Source organism: Lactobacillus sp. ESL0703 (assembly GCF_029433435.1).
Taxonomy (GTDB): Bacteria; Bacillota; Bacilli; order Lactobacillales; family Lactobacillaceae; genus Lactobacillus.
Genome location: NZ_JAQTIB010000002.1, coordinates 339,179 through 365,771, shown reverse-complemented (window position 1 = coordinate 365,771; position 26,593 = coordinate 339,179). Strand labels below are relative to the sequence as shown.

At 39.9% G+C, this 26,593-nt stretch carries 24 protein-coding genes and 1 riboswitch; of the genes, 6 read left to right on the top strand and 18 right to left on the bottom strand.

Annotation, left to right across the window (positions count from 1 at the left end; all coding sequences use genetic code 11):
• Nucleotides 1-30: 30 nt before the first annotated feature.
• The 4 genes from PT278_RS04210 to guaA form a co-directional block, all read right to left on the bottom strand.
• The gene (locus PT278_RS04210) at nucleotides 31-1,059 is read right to left on the bottom strand and encodes a DUF4097 family beta strand repeat-containing protein (protein ID WP_277130516.1); all 1,029 of its coding nucleotides are present in this window, start codon (nucleotides 1,057-1,059) and stop codon (nucleotides 31-33) included.
• Entirely contained in the window at nucleotides 1,059-1,712 is a 654-nt protein-coding gene (locus PT278_RS04205) for a DUF1700 domain-containing protein (RefSeq protein ID WP_277130515.1), read from the bottom strand. The genes PT278_RS04210 and PT278_RS04205 overlap by 1 nt, the downstream gene beginning before the upstream one ends.
• Nucleotides 1,696-2,019: a PadR family transcriptional regulator gene (locus PT278_RS04200; protein ID WP_277130514.1), complete on the bottom strand. Its 324-nt coding sequence runs from the start codon at nucleotides 2,017-2,019 to the stop codon at nucleotides 1,696-1,698. The genes PT278_RS04205 and PT278_RS04200 overlap by 17 nt, the downstream gene beginning before the upstream one ends.
• 164 nt (nucleotides 2,020-2,183) lie before the next feature.
• Nucleotides 2,184-3,740 carry a glutamine-hydrolyzing GMP synthase gene (gene guaA, locus PT278_RS04195; protein ID WP_280927555.1) on the bottom strand — a complete coding sequence of 519 codons (1,557 nt, stop codon included), beginning with the start codon at nucleotides 3,738-3,740 and terminating at the stop codon, nucleotides 2,184-2,186.
• Between the two features lie 184 nt (nucleotides 3,741-3,924).
• A riboswitch (purine riboswitch) is annotated at nucleotides 3,925-4,021 on the top strand.
• 83 nt (nucleotides 4,022-4,104) lie between these two features.
• Between guaA and PT278_RS04190 the strand changes: the two genes are divergently transcribed.
• The 5 genes from PT278_RS04190 (at nucleotide 4,105) to PT278_RS04170 (ending at nucleotide 8,761) form a co-directional block, all read left to right on the top strand.
• Nucleotides 4,105-4,683, top strand: coding sequence for a xanthine phosphoribosyltransferase (locus PT278_RS04190; protein WP_277130510.1), 579 nt, complete (start codon nucleotides 4,105-4,107; stop codon nucleotides 4,681-4,683).
• Complete coding sequence (locus PT278_RS04185; RefSeq protein ID WP_277130508.1) at nucleotides 4,683-5,966, top strand: nucleobase:cation symporter-2 family protein; 1,284 nt, start codon at nucleotides 4,683-4,685, stop codon at nucleotides 5,964-5,966. The genes PT278_RS04190 and PT278_RS04185 overlap by 1 nt, the downstream gene beginning before the upstream one ends.
• A 181-nt stretch (nucleotides 5,967-6,147) precedes the next feature.
• Nucleotides 6,148-6,270, top strand: a complete 123-nt coding sequence (locus PT278_RS04180; protein ID WP_277130507.1) for a hypothetical protein — start codon at nucleotides 6,148-6,150, stop codon at nucleotides 6,268-6,270.
• Between the two features lie 274 nt (nucleotides 6,271-6,544).
• The gene (locus PT278_RS04175; protein ID WP_277130505.1) at nucleotides 6,545-6,667 is read left to right on the top strand and encodes a hypothetical protein; all 123 of its coding nucleotides are present in this window, start codon (nucleotides 6,545-6,547) and stop codon (nucleotides 6,665-6,667) included.
• A 681-nt stretch (nucleotides 6,668-7,348) separates the two neighbouring features.
• Nucleotides 7,349-8,761 carry a C69 family dipeptidase gene (locus tag PT278_RS04170; protein WP_277130504.1) on the top strand — a complete coding sequence of 471 codons (1,413 nt, stop codon included), beginning with the start codon at nucleotides 7,349-7,351 and terminating at the stop codon, nucleotides 8,759-8,761.
• A 94-nt stretch (nucleotides 8,762-8,855) separates the two neighbouring features.
• Here PT278_RS04170 and PT278_RS04165 read toward each other — a convergent pair whose 3' ends face one another.
• From PT278_RS04165 to PT278_RS04150, 4 genes are all read right to left on the bottom strand, one after another.
• Nucleotides 8,856-10,130, bottom strand: coding sequence for a UDP-N-acetylglucosamine 1-carboxyvinyltransferase (locus PT278_RS04165; RefSeq protein ID WP_277130502.1), 1,275 nt, complete (start codon nucleotides 10,128-10,130; stop codon nucleotides 8,856-8,858).
• Nucleotides 10,131-10,255: 125 nt separating this feature from the next.
• The gene (locus tag PT278_RS04160; protein WP_277130501.1) at nucleotides 10,256-11,875 is read right to left on the bottom strand and encodes a CTP synthase; all 1,620 of its coding nucleotides are present in this window, start codon (nucleotides 11,873-11,875) and stop codon (nucleotides 10,256-10,258) included.
• A 133-nt stretch (nucleotides 11,876-12,008) separates the two neighbouring features.
• Nucleotides 12,009-12,569 (bottom strand): DNA-directed RNA polymerase subunit delta, encoded by a 561-nt coding sequence (gene rpoE / locus PT278_RS04155; RefSeq protein ID WP_277130500.1) that lies wholly within the window; start codon nucleotides 12,567-12,569, stop codon nucleotides 12,009-12,011.
• A gap of 46 nt (nucleotides 12,570-12,615) precedes the next feature.
• Nucleotides 12,616-13,020: a DUF1934 domain-containing protein gene (locus PT278_RS04150; protein ID WP_277130499.1), complete on the bottom strand. Its 405-nt coding sequence runs from the start codon at nucleotides 13,018-13,020 to the stop codon at nucleotides 12,616-12,618.
• 120 nt (nucleotides 13,021-13,140) lie between these two features.
• Between PT278_RS04150 and PT278_RS04145 the strand changes: the two genes are divergently transcribed.
• Nucleotides 13,141-14,508, top strand: coding sequence for an HD domain-containing protein (locus PT278_RS04145; protein ID WP_277130498.1), 1,368 nt, complete (start codon nucleotides 13,141-13,143; stop codon nucleotides 14,506-14,508).
• 28 nt (nucleotides 14,509-14,536) lie between these two features.
• On the opposite strand, the gene PT278_RS04140 is transcribed toward PT278_RS04145, so the two are convergent.
• The 10 genes from PT278_RS04140 to PT278_RS04095 form a co-directional block, all read right to left on the bottom strand.
• Entirely contained in the window at nucleotides 14,537-14,998 is a 462-nt protein-coding gene (locus PT278_RS04140) for a YbaK/EbsC family protein (RefSeq protein ID WP_277130497.1), read from the bottom strand.
• Nucleotides 14,999-15,138: 140 nt separating this feature from the next.
• Nucleotides 15,139-16,107 carry a ribose-phosphate diphosphokinase gene (locus PT278_RS04135; protein ID WP_277130496.1) on the bottom strand — a complete coding sequence of 323 codons (969 nt, stop codon included), beginning with the start codon at nucleotides 16,105-16,107 and terminating at the stop codon, nucleotides 15,139-15,141.
• Nucleotides 16,108-16,332: 225 nt separating this feature from the next.
• Nucleotides 16,333-17,229, bottom strand: a complete 897-nt coding sequence (murQ, locus tag PT278_RS04130; protein WP_277130495.1) for an N-acetylmuramic acid 6-phosphate etherase — start codon at nucleotides 17,227-17,229, stop codon at nucleotides 16,333-16,335.
• A gap of 6 nt (nucleotides 17,230-17,235) precedes the next feature.
• Nucleotides 17,236-19,212, bottom strand: a complete 1,977-nt coding sequence (locus tag PT278_RS04125) for a glucose PTS transporter subunit IIA (protein WP_277130494.1) — start codon at nucleotides 19,210-19,212, stop codon at nucleotides 17,236-17,238.
• Nucleotides 19,213-19,325: 113 nt separating this feature from the next.
• Complete coding sequence (locus tag PT278_RS04120) at nucleotides 19,326-20,192, bottom strand: MurR/RpiR family transcriptional regulator (RefSeq protein WP_277130493.1); 867 nt, start codon at nucleotides 20,190-20,192, stop codon at nucleotides 19,326-19,328.
• Between the two features lie 825 nt (nucleotides 20,193-21,017).
• Nucleotides 21,018-22,073 carry a MupG family TIM beta-alpha barrel fold protein gene (locus PT278_RS04115; RefSeq protein WP_277130492.1) on the bottom strand — a complete coding sequence of 352 codons (1,056 nt, stop codon included), beginning with the start codon at nucleotides 22,071-22,073 and terminating at the stop codon, nucleotides 21,018-21,020.
• 113 nt (nucleotides 22,074-22,186) lie between these two features.
• Nucleotides 22,187-23,761 carry an SLAP domain-containing protein gene (locus PT278_RS04110; RefSeq protein WP_277130491.1) on the bottom strand — a complete coding sequence of 525 codons (1,575 nt, stop codon included), beginning with the start codon at nucleotides 23,759-23,761 and terminating at the stop codon, nucleotides 22,187-22,189.
• 160 nt (nucleotides 23,762-23,921) lie between these two features.
• A complete protein-coding gene (glmU, locus tag PT278_RS04105) occupies nucleotides 23,922-25,307 on the bottom strand; it encodes a bifunctional UDP-N-acetylglucosamine diphosphorylase/glucosamine-1-phosphate N-acetyltransferase GlmU (RefSeq protein ID WP_277130490.1) in 1,386 nt (461 codons plus the stop codon).
• 57 nt (nucleotides 25,308-25,364) lie between these two features.
• Nucleotides 25,365-26,195, bottom strand: a complete 831-nt coding sequence (gene purR / locus PT278_RS04100; protein ID WP_277130489.1) for a pur operon repressor — start codon at nucleotides 26,193-26,195, stop codon at nucleotides 25,365-25,367.
• Between the two features lie 114 nt (nucleotides 26,196-26,309).
• The gene (locus PT278_RS04095) at nucleotides 26,310-26,567 is read right to left on the bottom strand and encodes a Veg family protein (protein ID WP_277130488.1); all 258 of its coding nucleotides are present in this window, start codon (nucleotides 26,565-26,567) and stop codon (nucleotides 26,310-26,312) included.
• Nucleotides 26,568-26,593 lie beyond the last annotated feature (26 nt).

The window sequence follows — 26,593 nt, the reverse complement described above, 5'->3', positions numbered from 1 at the left end:
TAAAAACATGAAGTTTTTAGCCTTTTTTTACTATTTAATAATGATACTTTCATCGCTAGATTCAGCCTTAATTGTTCCTACTGGCTTAGCTACTTTCTTAGTAAAACTAGTATAGTTAGTGAAATTACGACGAATTCTCTTACCACGGAAAGTTATCCAACCTTCTCTTGGCGCAACTAAATCATAGTTAACATTTGTTGGACTGTGTTTTATCATTAATGAACTCTGTTTAAGATTATTTTTACCAATAAATTTGTCACGAGACATGTGCAAACCTCCATCTTTGATAGAGACTTTCGTTGTGTCAAGCTGACTGTTATTTATTGTGACATCACCTTCATTAGCATAAATTTTACCATGATGAAATTCTGATGAATAAGCTTCAAAGCCACCAATGGCATGAATCATTATTTGCTTTTTTGCAACTAACTTATTTATTTCTAGCATACCTGAACCTGAGCTAATATTACTCTTATCAAAAGTACAATTATCAATATCCATATCAGACATATCAGTACTAATTTGTGCTTGTTTTACTTGCAAATTATGCAGCTGTAAGTCATCTTGTTCATTGTAATCAGCAATACCAACTACTAATTTTTGCAAATTTAAATCCGCGACTTTTAAGCTTCCTTGCGTATTATTGTCCTCAATCTTAGTTAACGCTGTCTTAGTTGGTACCGTAATCTCAACTTCTGGACGTTGCTTATAAAACTTCCAATCAATAGTAATTGGATAGGTTTGGTGCCGTTGACCTATTACTATTTTATCCTTTACTTTGCTAACAACAAGTGAATGTTCTTTAGTATCAATCACCTTAATTTGATACTTATTGCCGCGATGAATCCGATAATCGACTTCACCAGTATTTAGTTCAACCTGACTAAATTTCTTGTAAGGCAAAGTCCGCTCATGTGAAAAGGTTTTGGCATCAAGTACCTGAAAGTTAGTCAAATCCGTCCCAACGACTGGCTGCAAACCACCATTAATATAACCAGCAATTGTTAAAATTAAACCAATTATTAAAGTTGCAGCTCCTATTTTATAAAATCGTTTCATCATTTGGCCTCCTTATCAGTTTTAGTTTGGTAGTAACGCTTCTTAAAGATTTTTTTACCCAAAAAGCGTGCAAATTGTGCACATTTGGCAGCTAAAAAACGAACAGTTTGGATAATCGCTGGGACGATAAACAGGCAAATACTGAAAATTATTAGGCCAGCACCCAAATAAAAGCAGCCTGCAGCCCAAGAACTCGCAAATAGCAAGTTCAAGCCAATAACAATTCCAACCACACCACCGACCAAAAGACCTAGAGCCAAACCAATGAAGCCAAGCAGAATTCCAAGAAAGGCACAGAATAAGCCAAGAAAAATTGCAGTTAATGTAATTCCAATAATTATTCCCGTAGGAATTGCACAAATACCAACAAAAATCCGCCAAATTGTGTGCAGGCTTTGTGAAGAAGATGCAGTATCTTCAGTCGCAGCAGTTGTCCCAGTTTCAGGCTGATCGTTAATTACGTAATCAGCCACAATTTTACGTGCTAATTGTTGTGGCGTGCCTAATTCTTTTTCAATTGCAGCCCGATTTTGAAAATCACCATCTAACAAAAACTCACGGTAAAATTCCAACACATCATTGCGATCTCCAAGAGGCAAGGATGACAAATTTTCTTCTACTTCCAAAATGTAGTCATTAATTATTTGTTCCATTTTTCTCTCCCAATATTTGATTAACCTTCGTGCTAAAGTTTAGCCATTCTTCTTGCACAGCTGCTAACAAGGTCAAGCCAGTTTCCGTCAACTGATAGTAGCGGCGATTACGGCCCTGATATGGCTGATCGTAAGTTGTTAGATAGCCGTTCTTCTTTAGTCGTCTTAACACAGGATAGATTGTTGACTCAGAGATATCGAAAGTTCCTTGAACCTTCTGCGTCAACGCATAACCATACAGGTCTTCATCTTTTAAAAACGCAAGAACAGCACCATCAAGTAGTCGTGTTGGTATTTGAATTGCCATATTGTTTCTCCTCTCTATATTATATTTCATATAATATTATCGTAAATTAAAAAAGTCAACAGATATTTAAATAAGTTGGCTTTTTTCTCAATAAAAATGTTTAGATTACAACAAATAAGCCACTAATGAACTAAATTTCATTAGTGGCTTTATCTATTTAAATATTATTCCCATTCAATCGTTGAAGGTGGCTTACTCGTGACATCATAGATCACGCGGTTAATATTCGGCACTTCATCAACAATGCGGGTGGAAATCTTCTGTAAGACATCCCACGGCAGATGGGCAAAATCCGCGGTCATGCCATCAATTGAAGTTACTGCCCTAATCCCAATTGTATAGTCATAAGTTCGCCCATCACCCATTACACCAACGGACTTAATCCCTGGCAGAACAGTAAAGTATTGCCAGACCTTTTCTTGCAGTCCAGCTTTTTTAATTTCATCCCGCAAAATGGCGTCACTCTCGCGTACCAACGTCAGCTTATCTTCAGTTACTTCACCCAAAACGCGAATCCCAAGTCCTGGACCCGGAAATGGCTGCCGCCAAACTAGATCATGCGGGATACCTAATTTTTCACCTAATTCACGCACCTCGTCCTTAAATAACTTGCGCAAAGGCTCGATTAATTTAAAGTGCATATCTTCCGGCAATCCGCCGACATTATGGTGTGACTTTATTGTTTGTGCAGTGTTAGTTCCACTCTCAATCACATCAGTGTAGAGTGTGCCTTGAGCCAAAAAGTCAGCATCAGGGATTTTTTGTGCCTCTTCATTAAAGACTTCGATGAACTCCTTACCGATAATTTTGCGCTTTTGTTCAGGATCCGTAACACCCTGGAGCTTATTTAAGAAGCGGTCTTTAGCGTTAACGCGGACGATATTCACACCTAAGTCGCGGCTAAGAGCTGCCATCACCTCGTCACCCTCATTTTTGCGTAACATACCATGATCTACAAAAATTGCGGTCATTTGATCGCCGATTGCCTTGTGGAGTAGCGTCGCGGTCACGCTAGAATCAACACCGCCAGACAGTCCCAGAATTACTTTTTTATCGCCAACTTCCGCACGAATATCGGCAATTTTCAATTCAATAAAGTCAGTCATTGACCAATCAGCTTTAGCTCCGCAAACCTTGAAGGCAAAGTTTTTCAAAATATCAAGGCCATACTGCGTGTTGCGCACCTCAGCATGGAACTGAATACCGTAAAATTTAGCCGAATTGTTGGCAATTGCGGAGATTGGGCAATTCTTACTTGAAGCTACTGTTGTGAAGCCATCCGGCGCCTGTGTAACCAAGTCACCGTGGCTCATCCAAACATACTCATCTTCTGGCAGGTCACTAAACAAAACGGCACTTGGGTCCTCAACCTTGATGTCAGCGCGGCCATATTCAGAATTATTCGCCGGCTCAACCTTGCCGCCCAAGTAGTACGACATCAGCTGCATCCCGTAACAAATTCCCAAGATAGGAATCCCCAACTTGAAAATTTCAGGATCAACTTTTAGCGCGTCTTCAGCGTAAATACTGTTTGGCCCACCAGAAAAAATAATCCCCTTAGGATTAATCTTTTTAATCTCTGCCATACTAATATCATGTGGCAATAATTCTGAATAAATACCAAAATCACGCAGCCGGCGCGTTATTAATTGATTATATTGACTGCCAAAATCTAAAACAATAATTTCATCAAAGTCACTGATTTTTTTCTTCACGGCCATCCCCAAATCCTTTGTAAAGCTATACTGTAAATTAGTTAAACCATACTAGGAATTATGATTGCGGTCAACCATTTTCTTCCCAAAATATTTTTAAAAGCGAATTATATCCTATATATGCAAAAAATAATTCGTTTTTAAAATAAAGTTTATTCTTGCATGCCCTGCCTAACTCTGTTAGAATTCATTCAATACATAAATATTAATCTATATATTGTCGTAATCAGGTCGACAGTTTCTACTCAGAACCAAAATTCTGAACTATGGATTAAGCAGCAACTTTTAGCGGTCACACTGACCCCTTTTAGGGACCTCTTTTACCATAGTTTTGGTAGAAGCGGCCCCTATTTTTTTCAAGGAGGAAAACGTGAAGTTACTAGAAGATCGCATTAGACGTGATGGTGAAGTTTTACCCGGAAATGTCCTGAAAATTAACTCGTTCTTGAATCATCAAGTTGATCCAGAATTGATGATTGCCTGCGGGCAGGAATTTGCCCGCCGCTTTCAAGATAGTGGCATTACCAAGGTCTTAACTTGTGAGGCTTCTGGCATTGCACCCGGCATTATGGCGGCATTCGAATTACGCGTGCCCATGATTTTTGCCCGCAAGAAAAAGCCATCAACACTTAATGATGCGGTCTACTGGGCCGACGTTTTTTCTTATACCAAAAAGGTCACCAACAAAATCTGTGTTGAACAAAAATTCCTGCATGAAGATGACACGCTACTAATTATCGACGACTTTTTAGCTCATGGTGAGGCTGTTAAAGGCATGATTAATATTGCCGAGCAGGCTCACGCCAAAATTGCCGGCGTTGGTGTTGTCGTTGCCAAAACTTTCCAAGGCGGTAGTGATTGGATTAATGACCACAATTATCGCTTAGAAACTCTGGCAAATATCACTAGCTTAGCTGATGGCAAAGTTCACTTTGCAGGTGAAGAATAATGCCCAAACAAGAAGTTAGTCACCAAAAAGCTGCAGTACTTGGTCTCCAGCATCTCTTAGCCATGTATTCCGGCGCCGTAGCCGTGCCATTATTAATCGGCAGTGCATTAAAATTCAATGCCGGACAGATGACTTATCTTGTTTCCATCGATATTTTTATGTGTGGTCTCGCCACACTCCTGCAATTAATAAGCAACAAGTTTTTTGGTATTGGCTTTCCCGTTATTTTGGGGTGTGCCGTTCAAGCCGTTGCTCCTTTGCAAATGATTGGCAAAAAATTCTCAATCAATGATATGTATGGCGCAATTATTGCCGCTGGGATTTTTGTTATTCTAATTGCTGGTATCTTTGCCAAAATCAAGAAATTTTTCCCGCCAGTCGTCACGGGCACGTTAATTACAACAATTGGTCTAACCCTAATCCCTGTTGCTATTCAAAACATGGGCGGGGGCAATAGCAGCGCCAAAAATTTCGGCAGTGGTCAGAATTTGCTTTTAGCATTTGTGACCTTGGTGGTTATTTTAGCCTTAGAAATTTGGGCAAAAGGATTTTTACATTCAATTTCCGTATTAGTCGGGTTAATTGTCGGTACGATACTTGCGGCCTGCATGGGACTAGTTTCCTTTGAACCCGTTTTGCAAGCTTCATGGTTCCACTTGCCGCAATTATTTTACTTCGGTGTGCCGCACTTTGAATGGTCATCAAGCCTGACGATGATTATCATCGCGCTGGTTTCTATGGTCGAATCCACTGGCGTCTTCTTTGCGACCGGCGATTTAATCCACCATAACGTCAGCGAAGAAGACCTCAAAAAGGGTTATCGTGCTGAAGGATTAGCGCAAATCTTTGGCGGTTTATTTAACGCCTTTCCATACACTACTTTTTCGCAAAATGTTGGTCTGTTGCAACTATCGGGAATTAAGACCAAACGGCCAATTTATTGGGCTGCAGGATTATTAATGGCAATGGGTCTGCTGCCGAAAATTGGCGCGCTTGTTACTATTATCCCCACTCCCGTTTTAGGTGGTGCGATGCTTGTGATGTTCACCATGATTGCCGTTCAGGGCATGAAAACTTTAACTAAGGTTGATTTGAACAACAATAACAACGTTTTAATTATTGCCATCTCAATTGGCTTAGGTCTCGGGGTTACCATTTACCCGCAGATTTTCCAGAATTTGCCGGCAACTATCCAATTATTCCTATCCAACGGAATTGTGATTACCAGTCTATCAGCAACTATTCTTAACTTGCTGCTTAAGGGAAAAGCTGCCAAACAATAATCTTCTATATATAAGTAAATTTTCTTTTCTTAGAAAATACTTACCTGCACCCAAAAAGGAGCTACTTCAAATTGAAGTGGCTCCTTTTATTTGCTATACACTATTTATTTTTAATTATATTATTTGTTATAATTAATTGTCACTGCCAGCCCTCCTGTATTACCAGAAGGGAGGTGAGAAAATGAATTCATTTTTCATGGCTTTTGTGGTTGCTTTTATTCAAAAATTGGCCACATGGTCTTTTGAAGAAATAATAAAGTTAATATCACACTTTATTCGCAACCATGGTGGTGACAAGAAGTGATATATCTGCTCTTAAGTAGCAAAAAAGCATTACTAACTTCTACTTAGTAATGCTTTTTATTTTGCTTTGAGAAAACAAATTCATTTTTCTGGTACGCTTTTATTTTAGCACAGATTACTTAAGTTGTTAACATTATCGTTATTTGCAAGACTTCCCAGATTTTAACTACCTGCACTTTTTATTTACTATACACTATTTATTTTATATTATATTATTTGTTATAATTAATTATCACTGCCAACCCTCCTGTCTCACCAGGAAGGGAGGTGAGAAAATGAACTGGTCTATTAAAGCGTTTGTGATTGCACTTATTCAAAAATTGGCCATATGGTCTTTTGAAGAGATAATAAAGTTAATATCACGCTTTATTCGCAATCATGGCAGTGGTCAAAAGTGATAGTGTTATTCTTTCTGAATAACAAAAAAGCATTACTAAGTAGAAGTTAGTAATGCTTTTATTTTTGAGAAAATGTACTGGTTTATTCTCGCGTATCTATATTCTAGCACAGATTTGCTTAAGTTGTTAACATTATTGTTATTTGCAAAATTTTCTAGATTTTAACTACCTGCACCTTTTATTTACTATACGCTATTTATTTCCTGTTACATTATTTGTTATAATTAATTGTCACTGTCAACCCTCCTGTTTCACCAGGAAGGGAGGTGAGATAATGATCTGGCTTATTAAGGTTTTCGTGATTGCTCTTGTTCAAAAATTGGCTGTATGGTCTTTTGAACAAATACTAAGGTTAATATCACACTTTATTCGCAATCATGGCAGTGACCATAAGTGATAGTGTTATTCTTTCTGAATAACAAAAAAGCATTACTAAGTAACAGTTAGTAATGCTTTTATTTTTGAGAAAATGATCTGGATCTCTCTAGGTTTTCCTTATTTTAACACAAATTTGCTTAAGTTGTTAATAGACACATCAAATTTTCATTAGCATCTGTTGTCTAATTAATACCTTCTTTGCTTACAAAATAACACTAATTATTAATTTGAACTTATTTAGATTGCCAGATAGCCCTTACTTTTAATACAATAGTAGGTAAAGCAAACAGAAAGGATTTATTTATGAAACAAACAGAATGTACCACAATTTTAGTTGGTAAAGATGCTTCACTCGATGGCTCAACCATGATCGCACGTAGCGAAGATGGTGGCAGAACCATTATCCCTGAAGGATTCGAAGTTATTACACCAGACAAGCAACCTAAGCACTACGAAAGTGTCATCAGCCACCAAAAGATTGACGATGAAGACCTATTGGCTAACCCGTTACGTTACACCAGTGCTCCTGATGTCTCTGGCGAAAGCGGTATTTGGGCAGCTGCCGGAATTAATTCTGACAACGTTGCTATGACTGCTACTGAAACAATTACTACCAATTCCCGAATTCAAGGAATTGACCCATTAACTGCAGAAGGCGGCCTTGGTGAAGAAGACTTTGTCACTTTGACATTACCATATTTGCATTCAGCACTTGATGGTGTTAAGCGTGTCAGCTACTTACTTGAAAAATACGGCACTTACGAAATGAACGGTATGGCTTTTGCCGACAAGGATGAGATCTGGTACCTAGAAACTATCGGCGGCCACCACTGGATCGCACGGCGGATTCCAGACGATGCTTACGTAATTGCACCTAACCGCTTAAACATTGACGAATTTCACTTTGGTCAAGAAGGCTTCATGGCCTCAAACGATTTAGAAGATTTAATCGCTGAATACCACTTGAACCCTGACCGTGAAGGCTACAACATGCGTCACATCTTTGGCAGCTCAACTATTAAGGATGCCCATTATAACAACCCACGTGCATGGTTTGTTCACAACTACTTTGATCCTGAATTTGGCGGCAAGCCAAGCGACCAAGACCAACCATTCATCTGTCATGCTAACCGCAAGATTAGTATCGAAGATATTGAATGGGTTGAAAGTTCTCACTACCAAGATACACCTTACGACCCTTATGGCACTGGAACAGATGCCGAAAAGAAAACTTTCCGGTCAATCGCACTTAACCGTAACTTTGAAACCCATATTTTGCAAGTCAGAAATGATGTTCCTGCAGAAATTGCGGGTGTCCAATGGCTTGCCTTTGGACCAAACAGCTTCAACTGCATGGTGCCATTCTACACTAACATTTCAACCACTCCTGCTAGCTACCAAACTGGTGCTAAGTTCGACTTAAACAAGATTTTCTGGTTGAACAAGTTAACTGCACAACTCGGCGATACTAACTTTAAAGTTTACGGCGAATTGGAAACTGACTTTGAACAAAAATCGCAGTCTGAATGTCACATGATCCAACATGAAACTGACAAGAAAGCCAAAGATTTATCCGGTCAAGAATTAACTGACTTATTAGATCAAGCTAACCAAAAGATGGCTGACCAAGTGTACAACAACACGATTGAACTCCTTGGCAACATGGTTGACGAGGGGCACAGTCTAATGACTTTGAAGTATGACTTACTTGACTAATTATTTAACAATTTAACAGGCAGCAGAGTAATTACTCTGCTGTTTTTTGAACAAAAAAGCTTGAAGCAAATTGCTTCAAGCTCTTTTGATTAACTTATTTTTCTGGTACATCTTGAATGGTGACATCAGCACCAAGCAAGCGAAGTTTTTCCTGAACACGGTCATAACCACGTAAGATATTGCCCGCATTATTAATAACGGTCGTTCCGTCAGCCATCAAGCCAGCAATCATCAGGCAAGCGCCAGCGCGAATTTCGCCAGCGGCTACTGTTGCCCCATGCAGCTGCTTAGTTGGATGAACTAAAATAATATCATCCTCGGCTTTAATATCTGCACCCATCTTGCGCAATTGCTCGATGTGACCAATCCGTTTAGGATAAATGCGGTCGATAATGACACCCTCACCATTTTTAGCTGTTAATAAGAGCGGCGTTACCGGCTGCTGCAAATCTGTTGCAAATCCCGGATAAGCTGCCGTCTTAATCTGCGTCATTCTGAGTTCGCCAGCTGGATAAACAAACAGTGAATCTTCATCTGCATCGATGACTACGCCCATTTCTTCAACCTTAGCCAGGTATGAATCAAGGTGTTCTTCAATAATATTATGGATACGAATACCATTACCCATACAACCGGCTAATGATATGTAAGTGCCAGCCTCAATTCGGTCGGGAATAATTGTGTGCGGCGTTTGCGCACGCAATTGCTCTACTCCTTCAATCCGAATCGTGTCAGTCCCAGCACCGCGAATAATGGCCCCCATATTATTGAGAAAAGTTGCTAAATCAATAATTTCCGGTTCTTTAGCAGCATTATCAATTACTGTTTGACCATGCGCAGTTACGCTAGCCATAATAATATTCATCGTTGCCCCCACTGATGGCATCTTCAGGTGAATTGTTGCACCATGAAGGCCATTTTCGGGAGATTTAATTGTTATTTGATCGTTTTCATTTTTTACACATGCGCCTAAGGCTTCAAAGCCCTTAATATGCTGGTCGATGGGACGCGGCCCAATATCATCCCCACCGGGAAAGCCCACAACAGCCTTACCAAAACGGCCAAGCAACGCGCCCATAAAATAATATGAAGCGCGCAAGCTTTTGATTTTACCGCTTGGTAATGGGCTCATCTTAATGTTCACTGGGTTAATGTGCAATGTTGTTTCGTTAAAATCACTCTCAACATCCATTTCACTCAATAAATCCATTAAGTTGTCAACGTCAGCAATCCTTGGAACACCTTCCAAAGTTACCGGAGTACGCGACAAAATCGATGCTGGAATTAGTGCGACAGTTGAGTTTTTAGCGCCACCAATCCAGACATCACCCTGCAGGGGCTTTCCACCATGAATTATCATTTGCTTCATTGGCGAAAAAATCCTTTTCTATTTTCGATTAATCATAATAATGTTAAAGGAATTTTACAGAAAAAACAAGAGAAGACCTCTGTCTTCTCTGTTCAAAAATCAGATTTTTGTATTATTCAAACCGATTAAAATTTTTCTGCTGGCAAACCACTGGCAGCACCAATGAATGCTTGGTAAAGTCCTTCAGGTCTTTGTGGTCTACTCAAAAATTCTGGGTGGTATTGAGCAGCAACAAAGAACTTGTTCTTAGTAATTTCAACAACTTCAACCAAATGATTATCAGGTGAAACACCAGCAATCGTCATACCGGCCTTTTCAAAGGCATCACGATATTCGTTGTTAAATTCGTAACGGTGACGGTGACGTTCTTGGATGACATCTTGATTGTCGTAAGCAGCAGCAGTCTTAGTACCCTTCTTCAAGGCAGCTGGATACAGACCTAAACGCAATGTTCCACCAATGTTTTCTTCATCGCGCTTGTCAGCCATAATGTCAATCACGTTATGTTTGCCGTCAGGAGTTACTTCACCAGTATTAGCGTCCTTAATTCCTAAAACATTGCGGGCAAACTCAATTGTGGTTAATTGCATTCCTAGACAAACACCAAGGAATGGGATGTCATTTTCACGAGCATACTTAATTGCCGTAATCATTCCTTCATAACCGCGGCTGCCAAAGCCACCAGGAACAATTAAACCGTCTGAATCTTTCATGAAGTCAGCAATGTTATCTTCAGTTACATCTTCAGCTTGAACCTTGTCAACTTCAATCTTAGTGTTGTACAGGTAACCAGCATGTTGCAAAGCATCAGTAACTGAAATATAAGCATCTTCAAGTTCAACGTACTTACCAACTAATGTAATCTTAGTTGTGTACTTCAAATTCTTAGCACGTTCGTCGAGCTTCTTCCATTCTTCCATATCAGCTTCTTGCTTAGGGCTGTCTAAATGTAAGAAGTCACATACCTTTTGGTCCATGCCTTGCTTTTGGAAATCAAGCGGCAAGTCAAATAATGAAGGTGCATTAATTGATTCGATAATCCGGTCAACTGGAACATCAGTAAAGTTGGAAATCTTGTCCTTGTGTTCTTGATCAATTGGCATTTCAGCACGTAAAACCAACATGTTAGGTTGAATCCCAATACTGCGCAATTCAGCTACTGAATGTTGAGTTGGCTTAGTCTTCATTTCCTTAGCAGCATGTAAGTATGGTACTAATGTACAGTGAATGTACATGACATTGTCTTCGCCAACTTCACGACGCATTTGACGAATTGCTTCCATGAATGGTGTTGACTCAATATCGCCAACTGTACCACCGATTTCAGAAATAACAACGTCAGAATCAGTTGTAATTCCGGCACGCATAATCTTTTCCTTAATCATGTCGGTAATATGTGGAATTACTTGAACTGTTGCACCATGGTAGTCACCACGACGTTCTTTTTCCAAAACTTCCTTGTAGATCTTACCAGTTGTAACGTTGGAATACTTGCTAGTGCGCACATCTACAATTCGTTCGTAGTGGCCTAAGTCAAGGTCGGCTTCTGTACCATCATCGGTAACAAAGACCTCACCGTGTTGGTATGGGTTCATTGTTCCCGGGTCAATATTGATGTAGGGATCGAATTTTTGCATGGTTACTTTCAAACCACGGTTCTTAAGCAGACGTCCGAGACTTGAAGCGGTTATTCCTTTACCAAGGGATGAAACAACGCCACCAGTAACGAAGATATATTTTGTCATTAGCCAAACTCCTTCTTAAATAATATCCAGAAAAATAATTAATAAATAAAAAAGCTCCCAACAAAGGGAGCATAAACGCACATAAGGTGCCCAAATAAAATACTATCTATTTTGACCAGAGAAGTCAAGAAAATTATTCTTCTTCCTCGTCTTCATCTTCATCATCGTCAAGTTCTGACAATTGACCTTCAATGCCATCTGGCAATTCTTCTTCCTCGTCATCAGTTGTGGTGCCGAAGTCTTCGTCGTCATCACCAAAGTCGTCAGTATCATCAGCGGCAGTGGCATCTAAGTCTTCGTCTTCTGGATCATCGTTATCGTAGTCAATAATATCATCGCTACCAGTTGCGCTAGCCAAGAAGGCGTTAACCTTTTTATGGTGTGAACGAGTATCTTCCTCGTCCTCATCTTCTGGGTGGTTAACCTCTTCATCAACAGATTCGTATGGGAACCATGATCTTAATGCCCAAACATTCTCACCCATTGAGATGAATTCACCATTAGTGTTCATATCCGTATAAAATTGCGGCAGACGTTCACGAATTTCTTCGTCACTTTCACCTAAGAATTTTTGTACGGCATTTACTATATCGGCAAAAGCCATTCTCTTATTATTATCTTCTAAAATTGCGCGAGCAACTTCAATCATTGATAGTTCGTTACGATTTTTGTCTTTAAAGTCGTTTAATCCCACAATTGCATTCCTCTCTTTTACCAATCTTTATTATTTTACTAGGCGTTTAAGTAAAAATCAACGTGACAGTATAATTACCTACTAAGTATAGACCACTAAAGAGGTCATATTCAATTCGAAGTTCCTGGGAACCGTCATTTTTAGAGAAAAATTTAATTTGGTTGGTAGTACTGGTTAAGTCCATCTGGTAACCCGCGGCAACATAGCGACAGGCTTGCTGCTCACCCAAGCGAAAATGCAGCTGCGAATAATTCTGCTCGTCAGGTTGCCGGCGGATAATCACATCGCCGGTCTTAATCAAGATTTTAACCGGAATCTTGTCATCTTCAAGATAAGAGACTCTGGTAATTGCACCATCTTGCCTCAGTTCACCCACTGCTTTTTTAGTAAATGATTCTGTCTCCTGCTCCTGCCTAATTGTACTTGTAAACGTCACCGCTACTTTAGCCATCCTGCTAAAACCCCATCTATTCTTAAAACATCGCCTAATTTTTGCTATAATTTAGTCAGTTAAAACTATTCTAAACGATATTTACCCAAAAATTAATAGTCAAGCTTGAGGAATTTTGTGATGGCAGAATTTAGTAGTAAAAAATTAGCCAAAGAAGTGGTACTGCGTGACCCCGTCCACGGTTATATCCACATTGAAGACCAGGTTATTCTTGACCTGTTAAAAACCAAAGAATTTCAGCGCATGCGGCGAATTAAGCAGCTGGGACCCACGGCATTTGTCTTCCCGGGAGCAACGCATACTCGTTTTGAACACAATTTAGGCGTTTATGAATTAACCAGACGAATTTGTGACATTTTCGCTAAAAAATACCCTACTCAGCGCCCAGGAGACGGGCTATGGGACGATAATAATCGCCTGCTGGTAGAGTGTGCCGGCATGCTGCACGACATCGGTCACGGACCTTATTCGCATACTTTTGAGCACTTATTTGGCACTAACCACGAAAAGATCGGCCAAAAGATTATTACCGATCCTAATACCGAAATTAACCACGCCCTAAAGCAGGTTGCACCTAACTTTCCCGAACTAGTTGCTAGTGTCATTGCCAAGACTTACCCAAACCCACAAGTGGTGAAAATGATCTCTAGTCAAGCAGATGCCGACCGCATGGATTACCTTGAACGGGATGCCTACTTTACTGGTGTCACATACGGTGAATTTGACTTATCACGGATTTTGCAAGAAATCAGACCTTACCAAGACGGAATCTGTTTTACCGCGGGCGGGATGCATGCCGTTGAAGATTATATCGCCTCGCGTTATCAGATGTACCAGCAAGTTTACTTTCACCGGGTCGGTCGCTCAATGGAAGTCTTACTGCAACATCTGCTTGAGCGTGCTAAGACAATTTATCAACAGGGGCATTTGCAAGTAACGCCGAGTTTAGCCCACTTTTTAGCTGGCAGTTGGTCGCTTGATGATTATTTGAAATTAGATGACGGCGTAATGGAAACCAACTTCTCCATGTGGACTAAGTCTGGCGACCCCATCCTAGCTGATCTTGCTGGTCGCTACCTTTACCGCAAGCCGCTGGCAAGTGTCCGCATTAACCACGAAACTAAAAACCTGCTGCCAAAATTAAAGGACTTAATCAAGCAGGCAGGATTTGACCCGACTTATTACACAGCCACCAATTCCGCATTCGACGAACCCTATGATGCTTATAAGCCATCCGGCAAAAACGCCAATAGTCAAATTGAAATTATGCAGGATGACGGCCAGCTTATTGAATTATCGCAATTAAGTCCGCTGGTTCGGGCATTAAATGGCACTATCCAAGGTGATGAAAGGTTCTTCTTCCCGAAAACAATGCTGTCAGTTAGTGATGAACCCCAAATCTTTGATCCCTTATACGAACAATTTCAACGTTATATCAAAAACGGCGAGTTACGCTATTTAAGACGACCAAAAAGAACTACTGAATAAAAAACTGAGCTTTAATGGCTCAGTTTTTTTATTTGGTCACATCCACCCATTCACATGGCTGCGTGTATTCTTCTAATTCCGTTAACGTCAACTTAATTGCCGAATTGGGTAATCCAGCTGCCGGATATATCACGTCATGCTTTTTCAAACTTTCATCAAGGTAAACTTTAACTCCTGGCTTAAGTGCAAACGGACAAACGCCACCAGCTGGGTGACCGATTGCCTCCTCTAATTCATCAAATTTAATCATCTTCGCCTTCTGACCAAAGGCAGCCTTATATTTAGCATTAGCAATTCTGGCACCACCCTCAGTTACGACCACAATTGGTCCCGTTTTAAGCGTAAAGGCCATCGTCTTAGCAATCTGGTTAGGGTCGACATTTAAGACTGCCGCCGCTTCAGCAACAGTTGCCGTTGACTCTTCAAAAACATGGATGCGGTTCTCTAAATGGTACTTTTTAAAATAATTTACAACATTCTCATAGGACATTAATAATTGCCTCCTTGAATTATCTTAAATTATTATGAATTATTATTTAAAATAAGTAAAATAACTTTTTGAGGCAGCTAAGATAAATTTTAGATAAACAAAAACAGCCTGTCTCTAACTGCAAACAGGCTGTTTTAATTTTATTTATTTTCTTGGTATCTTGTATTAAACAAGGGACTCAGTGGTTCATGACGTTGAATACACTTAATAGCATCCCCCATCAATGGTCCAACTGAAACTAATAATGTCTTATCCAGTTTCTTTTCAACTGGTTGATTAATTGAATCAGTCAAAACCAAGTTCTTAATTGGTGAGTCATTCAATCGCTTGATAGCTGGTCCTGACAAAACAGCGTGAGTAGCACTAGCGTAAACTTCTGTTGCACCAGCATCAATCAATGCTTGCGCTGCTAAGGTAATAGTTCCCGCAGTATCAATCATATCGTCAATGATAATCGCACGCTTGCCCTTAACGTCACCGATAATGTTCATGACTTCAGCAACATTGGCACGTGGACGCCGCTTATCAACAATCGCAATCGGTGTACCCAAAAATTCAGCTAACTTCCGTGCTCGTGTAACACCACCGTGGTCAGGAGAAACAACAACTGCATCCTTCTCCAAGTGATTACTTAAGAAGTAATCAGCTAAAAGTGGTGCACCCATCAAATTATCAACCGGAATATCAAAGAAACCTTGAATTTGCGGTGCGTGCAGGTCAAGCGACAATACTCTTGTTGCCCCTGCTACTTGCAGCATATCAGCAACTAACTTAGCTGTAATTGGCTCCCGCGGCCGAGTTTTACGGTCTTGACGCGCATAACCATAGTAAGGCATAACGATATTGATCGTCTGTGCACTAGCCCGGCGAACGGCATCAATCATAATCAACAATTCCATCAAGTTATTATTGACTGGTGCACTCGTTGATTGAATCAAATAAACATCTTTGCCACGAACAGATTCATCAATATTAATTTGAATTTCACCATCGCTAAAACGTTGAACACTTGACTTACTGAGTGGTACACCAACGCGCTCAGCAATTTTTTCAGCAAGTGGAACATTCGAATTAAGGGCAAACAACATCATATTGTCTTTATAAGACATAATTTCCTCCGTAAAAACATGCTAACAACTTATTATTTTACCAAAAGTTGCCTGAAAAAGTGACTATCCATACTTTATTATTCAACTTTAATCCACAACATTCAAGTCTCTAAAATTAGAATAGCGCTTAATTGGGCAATTCTTATTATTTTTGCAGATATTAATTAATCACAATTTTCGCTAAAAAAAGCTTTATCCCTCCAGCTGAAGGATAAAACTTTTTTATTATTTATTTTGCAAAACTTGCCCAACATTACCATGATGCGCAGCTAATAATTTGGCTGCTCCAGCCTTATAAGTTCCTGTCTTAATCATGACAATTGCTAGAGCGACATTATTGTCTGTCTTCTTTAAAGCTGCCAAAGCTTCGTCAGTTGAAGCACCAGTAGTAATGTTAATAATCCGGCACGCACGATCAACCAGCTTAGAATTAGTCGGCTGCACGTCAATCATGACATTTTGGTAGACTTTGCCCTGCCGAATCATTACACCAGTTGACAGCATATTCAAAATCATCTTTTGCGCTGTCCCAGACTTCATCCGCGTTGACCCGGTAATAACCTCAGGACCAACAACTGCCTCAATGGTAATGTCAGCATGACGACCAATCACGGAATCAGGAACACAAGCAATCGCAACTCCAAGAGCACCAACTTGCTTGGCATAATCTAGGCAGCCAACCACATACGGCGTTCTGCCGCTGGCAGCTAACCCGATAACTGTATCAGCTGCCGTCAAATTTAGTTTGCGCAAATCCTGCTCACCAAGTTCAGATGAATCTTCAGCTCCCTCGACAGCATGATACATTGCTTCTTGACCGCCAGCAATTAAGCCAACAGCTCTTTCGGGCTTAATACCATAAGTTGGCACCAATTCAGCAGCATCTAAAACGCCAAGCCGGCCGCTAGTCCCCGCACCAACGTATACCAAGCGGCCACCACGCCCATAACGTTTAGCAGCCTCATCAATTGCCTTAGCAATTGGTTCAACTTGAGTTCCTACTGCTTCAGCAACTTTTTGGTCCTCACTATTGATCGTCTTCACCATCTCAATAGTTGACATCGTATCAATATGCATTGTTGCAGGATTACGTGTTTCGGTTACCAGATTCTTGATTTCCATAATTACCTACTTAGTTTTTACCGTAATAACATTTTGATCTGCACTAACCTTGCCAGGTGTAATGGCAGATATTTGTTCAACGTGATCCATATTGGTCACAATCGTCATCACAACGGGATCTTTACCAGCTGCCTTGACGGCTGCAATATCCATTTGTGCTAAAACAGTCCCGCGTTTAACAGTTTGCCCTTCTTTGACTTTGATTTCAAAAGGAGCACCCTTTAAGTCTACAGTATCTATTCCGAAATGTAACAAGATTTCCAAATCGCCAGCAGTTGTTGTCATTGTAATCGCATGTTTAGTAGCCATTACCGTAACAATTGTACCGTCAACTGGTGCTACAATCTTGCCATCTTCTGGGATAACAGCATAGCCGTCCCCAACCATTTTTTGTGAAAAAACATCATCGTTAACAGTAGTTAATTCTTCAAGTTCACCACTTACTGGGCTAACAAAGTTAACCGTTGCACTCTGAGATTGACTTACAACTGGCGTTTCTTTAACTGGTTCAACAAGTGAACCATCTTCATTTTTAGCAACCATCGCAGTCTTAGGAACACCGAAGAAGTAAGTCGCAATAAAACCACCAAGATAAGCGGCAAGAAGACCAATCACGTATTTTAACCACATGTTGTGGGCAATAAGTGGAATTAAGGCAACGCCTGAAGTTCCAATCGCAATTGCGCCAACATTGCCAAAGGCACCTAAGACGGCACCACCGATACCACCACCGATGCAGGCAGTAATGAATGGTCGTCCTAAAGGAAGTGAAACACCATAAATTAATGGCTCACCAACACCCAAGATTCCAACTGGCAAAGCACCCTTGATTAACTTAGTTAATTGCTTGTTCTTACGGCATTTAACCCATAGAGCAATAGCTGCACCAACTTGGCCGCCGCCAGCCATTGCCAAAATTGGCAGCAGCGGTGTGTAACCCATCTTTTGAATCATCTGTAAGTGAATTGGCGTTAGGATCTGGTGCAAGCCCAACATAACCATTGGCAAGAAAACCAATCCTAAAATGAAACCAGCAATTGGTCCACCAACTTTTAATACCCAGTTGATACTGCCAACTAATGAGTTAGAGATCCAACCGGCAATTGGCATGGTAATAAAAATGGTAAACAAGCCCATGATTAGTAATGTCAAAAACGGAGTGAAGATAATATCAACCGAATCGGCAATGTGGCGGTGGAAGTATTTTTCAACATAAGATAATAGCCACACTGACAGCAAAACACCGATAATTCCACCTTGTCCCGCGGCAAGAGGTTGTTTATCAAAGATGTTGGGAATTGTCACCGGCGGAATAATCCCTGGCAGCATTACAATCCCACCGATAATTCCACCAAGACCTGGTGTTGCGCCAAATTCTTTGGCAGCATTAATCCCAACAAAGATGTTTAGATAAGTAAATAAACCACTAGACAAAACACCTAACACGGTAATTGCCAATGTCCAGCATACCGGCAGCATCTTAGCTGTCAGCATATTCTTCATAATGCCCGATAAACCAGAAATCAGCCCAGCGCCGATAAATGCCGGAATTAGCGGAATAAAGATAGCCGAAATATGTTGCAGTGCAACACGCCACCACGTCTTCTTCAGACTTGCCTTATGGGCAGCATGAACTTCATTAGCCTTAGCCATGACATCGCTTTTGTCCTGTTCGTAAGAACTAACTTTGCTGGAAGTTGCATTTTGAGGAAACGGATCATTTTCCTTTACTCCTGCTGCATCAACCATGCTTTGTGCAACCTTAGTGTTAACTCCCGGTCCCAGAACAATCTCCAATGTTTCGCTTTTGACAACGCCGAGCACACCATCAATCTTCTTTAACCCAGCAAGATCGACCTTATTCATATCTCTAATCGCAATTCGAATTCGCGTCATACAATGATATAAGGTTGCGACATTCTCAATGCCACCAATATGAGCATATATTTCTTTACCCATTTCGGTATATTTATCTGAACTCATTTTTTGCCTCCCTATTAAATCAAAATCAGTATAAACTTATTTAGACCAATTTACAATTTTATTTTTCAATTGGTATATATCGGCAATCTATTGGATTATACCAGTTTCAAGAATTACTTGATTTTGAAAATTTTGCGGTAATTTTCTACCTCTTGGCTCGAAGTCTTGATAGCCTTTAAGCTGCGGGCAAAATCTCGACTAAAATGCAGATAAAACAGCACGTCAATTATATAAAATTGACCGGTAATTGAGTTGGTTGCCCCGACACGCACATCCGGCTCAATTGGCTTGCATGTCGTTAACGCTAACTTAGTTTTTTTGACCAAACTATTCTGCCCAAACATCGTTAACGAAATCGTAAAAATATTATTCTGATGAGCATAATCAGCCAAATAAATGCATTCTGGGGTTTCGCCAGAATTGGAAATTAACCACAAAGTATCCGCCTTAGTTGCATTGGCCAATTGCGCCAGCAAAACATTAATATCCTCTTCGTAAACCACGTTATAGCCAATGCGTGACCATTTTTGGTAAATATTCCTTGCAGCTAATGCAGACGCACCAACCCCAAAGACATAAATTGTCGCTGTCCTGAGTAAGCGGGCAACTACCCCTTGGCAAATGCCCTCCTGCAACAATTCCTTAGTGTGCTTCAAATTTTCAATTTCATTTTTCATCAACTTATTAGATATTTCAGTAAACGAATCATTAGCTGAAATATCCAGTTTTTCATCCGCATCCTGATCTTTTTGCCCCGCCAAATCAACCGAAATCATTACTTTCATTGCCGGATAAGATTCAATCTGCAAACTTTTCACTAGTCGCGAGACAGTTGCCGCACTGGTTCTAGAAGCTTGTGCCAGCTCATTGATGCTCATTTTGACGGCCTTTTTAGGATTTTGCAAAATATAATCAGCAATCTTTGCCTCAGAAGTTGTTAAATATCTGCGTGTAGCTTCCACCCGATTTTTAAAATTCATTTTTGTCCCCAATAATTCCCTAAATTCTATTTTAACAAGTTTCTTATGATTAAAGCGGTTAAAATAAAGAGTTATATTGCAATATATAAATACCAATCAAATATAGTTTTGAATGCGATTACATTATAAAACATCAAAAAATGCATTTCAACTTCAAATAATATTATTCGATAATTTTTTTCACAGCTTGAAAGTCTGTAATTCTATACTAAAATAGCAGTTTAGCCCGATCTATTAGCTAATTCTATTGATTTTCTGCTCAGACTTCTTATAAAAATCAAAAGTATACATTTTTATTTTCTACGGCAATTAAATTTTAGTTAGCGATTGCAAATAGCTATAAATTAGGAAATTATGCCAAAAATTAAAAAATAATAATTATATTTTCTTGTACACAATAAAAAGACTTTCAAATACAATCATCTATTAGTGTTATTTTATGATTTTCATTTATACAAAATTCCCTTGCTATTTTAAGCTTATCAATACATATATATTTAACTGATTTTGGTTTCTAATGTTATTTTGAAAAAATATGTACGTTTTAGTCCAAGAGAGTGCTACAATCTATGTTATGAGAGAAGTATTATGCGCAAGTAAAGACTTAATCTCTAGGTAAACTTTTTTATACAGTTTTTTCTAAGTGGAACTTTTAAAAACCCAACATATAATGGCATACGTATAATTTATACATTAATAATAACTTTGAGCACTTTTTATACTAGCTCATCCTTCCACTCTATTCTTTGAATAAATTTTTCCATGCTGTTTAAGAAAGTTTGCTGCTAAAAAAGTGCATTACCCCAATTTAGGTAATGCACCTTTTTATGCTTGATTAACTTTTTCAAAAATGATTGCCTGATTGGCATCAACTTGTGCTAGAAGCGGCAAATCAACCGCTATTACATGGCCTAAAACGTTTACCCGCTCGTCTGCTGGTAGATCGGTCTTGGTCACCTGTAATTCGCCTTGATAGCGCAAATAACGGCGATTATCGCAAGTAATTGTGCCTTGTGGCCGCGGCGCAACCTTAGACTGCGATTCCACGTCAAACAGCTGCCTTCTTCTGCCTTCAACTAAGCGAATAACATCCCGTGCGACATCAGGACGATTATGCCACTTTTGCGCCGTTAATTGCTCAGGAGCTTCAGTTACATGCAGAGTAATCGCACCATGCTTTAAATAATTAGTAAAACTGGTAATCGTGGCTGGTTTAAGACTAGGATCGCCAATAAAGACACGATCACAACCCAATTTTTGTAATTCTAATGTTGCAGCCAGTGGATTTTCATCACGTTGCTCTTCTAACGTTGGTAGACCAGCACCAATTGGACCACGCTTAAGATGATCGCCTGCGACAAAAGCCATCGTCTTCAGACCGTTTTGGTGCAGCCATGTGTTTTTTTCATTAAGCCACACGCGATCAAGTCCAGTTTCGGGACGCGGATAATAGTTGTGCCAAGCTTCAAGGTGGTCAAAATCAGCACCATGCTCGCGCAAAGAAGCAATATCTTGATTGCTAAGTGTACTGGCATTCAGTGCAAGCGGCATTTCCTTTGACAACTTAGCAACAACGCTAAAGTCAACACCATCGTCAATTCTTAATCCCGTTAAATTTAGTGCCTTGACCTGCGTGAGGTCTGCAATCGCCACACCTAATCTTGCTAAACCAACCTGTGACACATCTGCAATCACGTCAAGATCAAGATTACGGCACCACTTGGTTAACACATTTAGACGCTGCAGCACAATCTGCGCGTAGTCTTCTGGAATATGCAATGACGTAAAGACAGCCCCAAAACCGGCATTCCGCATTGCAATTAAGTAATTATAATCTTGAGCAGTCAAATCCTCGCCCAAGTAGATTGAAAAACCTATCATTTTTTCCTCTTTTTCAATACCAATGCTTATTTAGCCAATTAATCTTACCATATTTTTACGACAACAAAAAAGCACCATCAAAATTATGATAGTGCTTAATTTATTTTAGTTAATTATTTAGTAGTTGTTGCGTAATCTGCAATATTTAATGTTTGTTGGAAGCCATTAGCACCGGTAATCGTCAAAGTAGTATTGTTATTACTAAATTGTACGGCACTTGTGGCAACGTCATTAGTACTTGCAGCTAATTGAACAATTTGATTAGCTTCAGCGACTGTTAAATTATTCAAATCAGCGACTACTACCTTTTTACCATTAAGTGCACTCTTGGCAGCTGTCAATTTAGCCAAGGCATCCTTAACTTGACCAACTGTTGCAGTTTGTGAACTATTAATTTGGCTGGCAGATGCAGATGCAGTGTCATAAGCATCGCGTAAAGACTTAACGGATAACTTATAAGCGTCACTACTCTTAACTGTTGAATCTTGGTTCAAAGCAATTTGCAAGTCGCTCTTATCAGTGGCAGAAGCTACTGTAATTGCTTCTTGTGCAGCTTGCGGAGTGTTTACTGGTGTTAATTTGGCACCACTGATACCACTAACATCATCATCTTTGATGTAGCCATTCTTGTCGCTTTGCAAAGCATAGAACAATTCTGCCTTATTATCAGCGGCAACCCAAATATAACGTAATTCAGTTACGCGTGCAGTATGACCTTTAGGAAAAGTATTAGTTGCTTGGGCAACACCTTGGGCGTTGTAAACATGACTGTCACGACCCAAAGTAATTACAGTTGCATTATCATCAGCAGCAGGTTGACTGTTTTCTGGCTTTAATTGGCTGCCAGTAACTACACCAACATTGCTCTTCTTAACCCATTGGTCCTTACCAGGGTAATTACTGTCGTTAATCCGGTAGTAAAGCTTACTGCCAATGTATTTTAATTGGTCAACAGTAACTTGTTGACCCTTTTTGACCAATTTTTTAGCTGTATTGCCTTGACCATCATAAATATAAGCATTGCGGTTCAATGTGATTACCGTTGCGCCAGTCTGATTATTGTTGTCAGCTGGCTTAGATGGCTTTTGTTCAGGCTTGCTGTTAACTGGCTTTAATTCAGCAGAAGTCGATGCTACATTGCTTGACTTGATGAATTGATTGCTTTGACCGCTAATTCTGTAATAGAGTTTTGAACCAATGTAAACTAATTGGTCAACAGTAACCTTAGCTCCCTTTTTAACCATTTTCTTATCGGTTTTGCCCTTAGCATCATAGATGTAGGCATTACGCTTAAGTGTTGCTGTAACCGTTGATGTAGCAGGAGTTGAAGTTGTCGTAACCTTTTGACCATCAACATAACCAACATTGCCGGCCTTTACAAAGGCGCCATTACCCAATCCGTAATATACAGTGCCGTTAATTGTCTTTTTGCCAGTGTAATTAACAGTTACGCCCTTAGCAATCGTAGTGTACTTAGCACTACCCATGTACTTCTTCAAACGCTTGCCGTTCTTGTCATAAACATAAGCATTATGACTAAATTGAATTGTCCCCTTCTTTGAGGTGTTCTTATTAGTCGATGTTTTCTTAGCTGCTTGCACAGTAGCTGCTTGCATACCGCTGACAACTGGACCTGCACTAAGTAATACCGCAGCCGAAACGGTCATTAACTTATGATTAAATTTCATATATTTTACCTCACACTATCTTCGAAAATATTCAGACTCTATTGTAACCTAAAAACTTACTAAGTAAATCATTGTTATTCATTCTTAAGACAAATTAATTTAATTACACAAAATGTCCTACAAGCGCAACGTTAATTAACGCTTATAGGACATTCAACAACTATTGCCAATCCTCACCCTTAGATAAAGGTAACTTGTGCCAATAATCTGGTTTATTAACCTGCCGCCCACGGGCAATCGCCATATCATACTTAGCAACGTCTTTGGTAATCGTTGAGTCAGCAGCCACAAAGGCATGGTCGGCCACGTTAACCGGAGCCACTAAAGTTGCCCCAGAACCAATAAAGGCACGGTCACCAACGTTTGTATGGTCTTTTTGAACACCATCATAATTAGCAAAGATAGTGCCGCAGCCCACATTAACATCCTTACCTAAAGTAGCATCGCCAACATAGGTTAAGTGTCCAACCTTAGAATTTTGCCCAATTTCCGCATTCTTAACTTCGACAAAATTACCAATATGGGCACCTTCGCGAATAATTGCCTTCGGGCGCAAGTGTGAATTAGGCCCAATATCAGTGTGGTCGTCCATTTGCGCCTCTTCAAGTGTAGATGAAGTTACTGTCACATCGTTGCCAATCTTGGTATCGACAATTCTGGAACCAGACGTAATTAAGCAATCACTGCCAATGGTTGTCTTACCCTTAATAACAACATTTGCCTCAATTACCGTATCGTTACCAATTGTAACATCAGTATCAATATAAGCAGTCTCTGGGTCAACAAAAGTCACACCATTACGCATGTGTTCCTCATTAATCCGTTTTTGCATAATTTTACTGGCTTGCGCTAAAGCAATGCGATCATTCACACCCAGACTTTCACTAAAGTCAGGCATCTTATAAGCACCAACGCGTTCGCCGCTATTGCGTAAAATTTCCAAAACATCAGTTAAGTAATATTCACCTTGAGCATTGTGATTTGTAACTTGTCTTAGAGCCGCAAAAAGCTTTTGGTTATCAAAACAGAACACACCAGTGTTGATTTCTTTAACCTTAAGTTCTTCATGATTACCGTCTTTTTGTTCGACAATCCGTAAGACATTATCCTGGTCATCACGAATAATCCGGCCATAACCATAAGGATTAGGTGCTTGCGCCGTTAAAACAGTGGCTGCATTACCCTTTTTTTGGTGATAGTCAAACAGACTCTGAAAAGTTTGACTGGTAAACAGTGGCGTATCACCGGTAATTACCAGCGTGGCGCCATCTTGACCCGCTAATTGCTCTTGCGCCGTTAGGACCGCATCACCAGTACCCAATTGCTGCTTTTGCAGGGCAAATTCGGACTTGCCAGCCAATACTTTTTCAACTTCTTCAGCGCCGTTGCCGACAACGGTCACAATTTTATCGGGATTGATTGCTTGAGCAGACTCAACAACATGCTCAACCATCGTCTTGCCGCAAACTTGATGCAAAACTTTGTACAACTTGGACTTCATGCGGGTACCCTTGCCAGCAGCAAGAACAACTACAAACTTCTTCATTAAATTAACCTCGTTCTATTCTTAAATTACAACTAGATTACAGTATATCATTTAATACTAAAAGCGGTTAAAATCGGTATGTACCACAAAATTACCCGGTTCAGCCAAAATAACTCGTTTGGCAGCGTCAACCTTTTTAATTTTCACTAAAGAAAGGTGACCTTCAATTAACTTAACATCATCAAAGTCAGCCTCACACAAGACGCAAATTCCAGCAATATTACTGTTAAATTCCTTAACTAATTGCTGCATCCCTGTCAGCGTTCCACCGGCCATCATAAAGTCGTCTACAAGCAAAACATTAGAATTTTCATTCAATACTCGCGTCGGCAATTCCATCTTGGACACGCGATCAAGTGATGAAGAAATATAGTTGACAGATACTGTCGCACCTTCTGTGACCTTTGAACGCTTGCGGGCAATAATGAACGGAACATTCAAGTAGCGTGCAACTGCTTGAGCCAAGGCAATCCCCTTGGTTTCAATGGTCATCACAACGTCAATGTTTGAATAAGCATAACGTGTAGCGATTAACTTACCAATCCGTTCCAATTCTTGTGGATCGCCCAAAATATCGGACAGGTAAACAAAACCTCCTGCTAAAATTCGGTTCGGATCTTCAATCCGCGCAGCTAGGTCTGTCAGGTAATTTTGCGCATGCTTCTTCCCCCAAAAAGGAACATACCTTACCCCACCGGCAGCCCCAGCAACTGTCTCTAAAATACCATCTTGATTAGCAGCTAAAGTGTGCTTCAAAATGGCTAAATCTTCAGAAATTGATGACTTTGCGGCACCATATTGCTTGGCAAAAAACGGCAACGGAATTAACTCGTGTGGTCGTTCCATTAACCGCTTAGTCATATCAACTAATCTCTCTGAACGTTTCATAATTTCTCCTTCCTAATGTTTGCTTTTTTGCTTTTAATTACTATACTCTAAGCCATAAAAAAAGGCACCAACATTTTACAAAATGTCAATGCCAAAAAAATTTACTTTTCTAAATTATGCTTCGGCCGCATTAGCCCCATCATCAAATTTTAATGTAATATTTTTGGTTAACAAATCAGTATAACTATAAGAAACATGCTTAAAATTATTTTGATCTTGGTCTAAATCGACAACAAAGACTGCAGGGAATGTTTCTCTTAAAATTCCCCGTCTCTTAGTTATCTTCTTCCGACCGGCTCTTGCGACTACTGTTAAAGGATCACCTAAATGTGAATCTAACTCATGTTTAATGGTAATAATTGATGTTGGCACTAAATAACAACTCCTTTGTTCGGTAT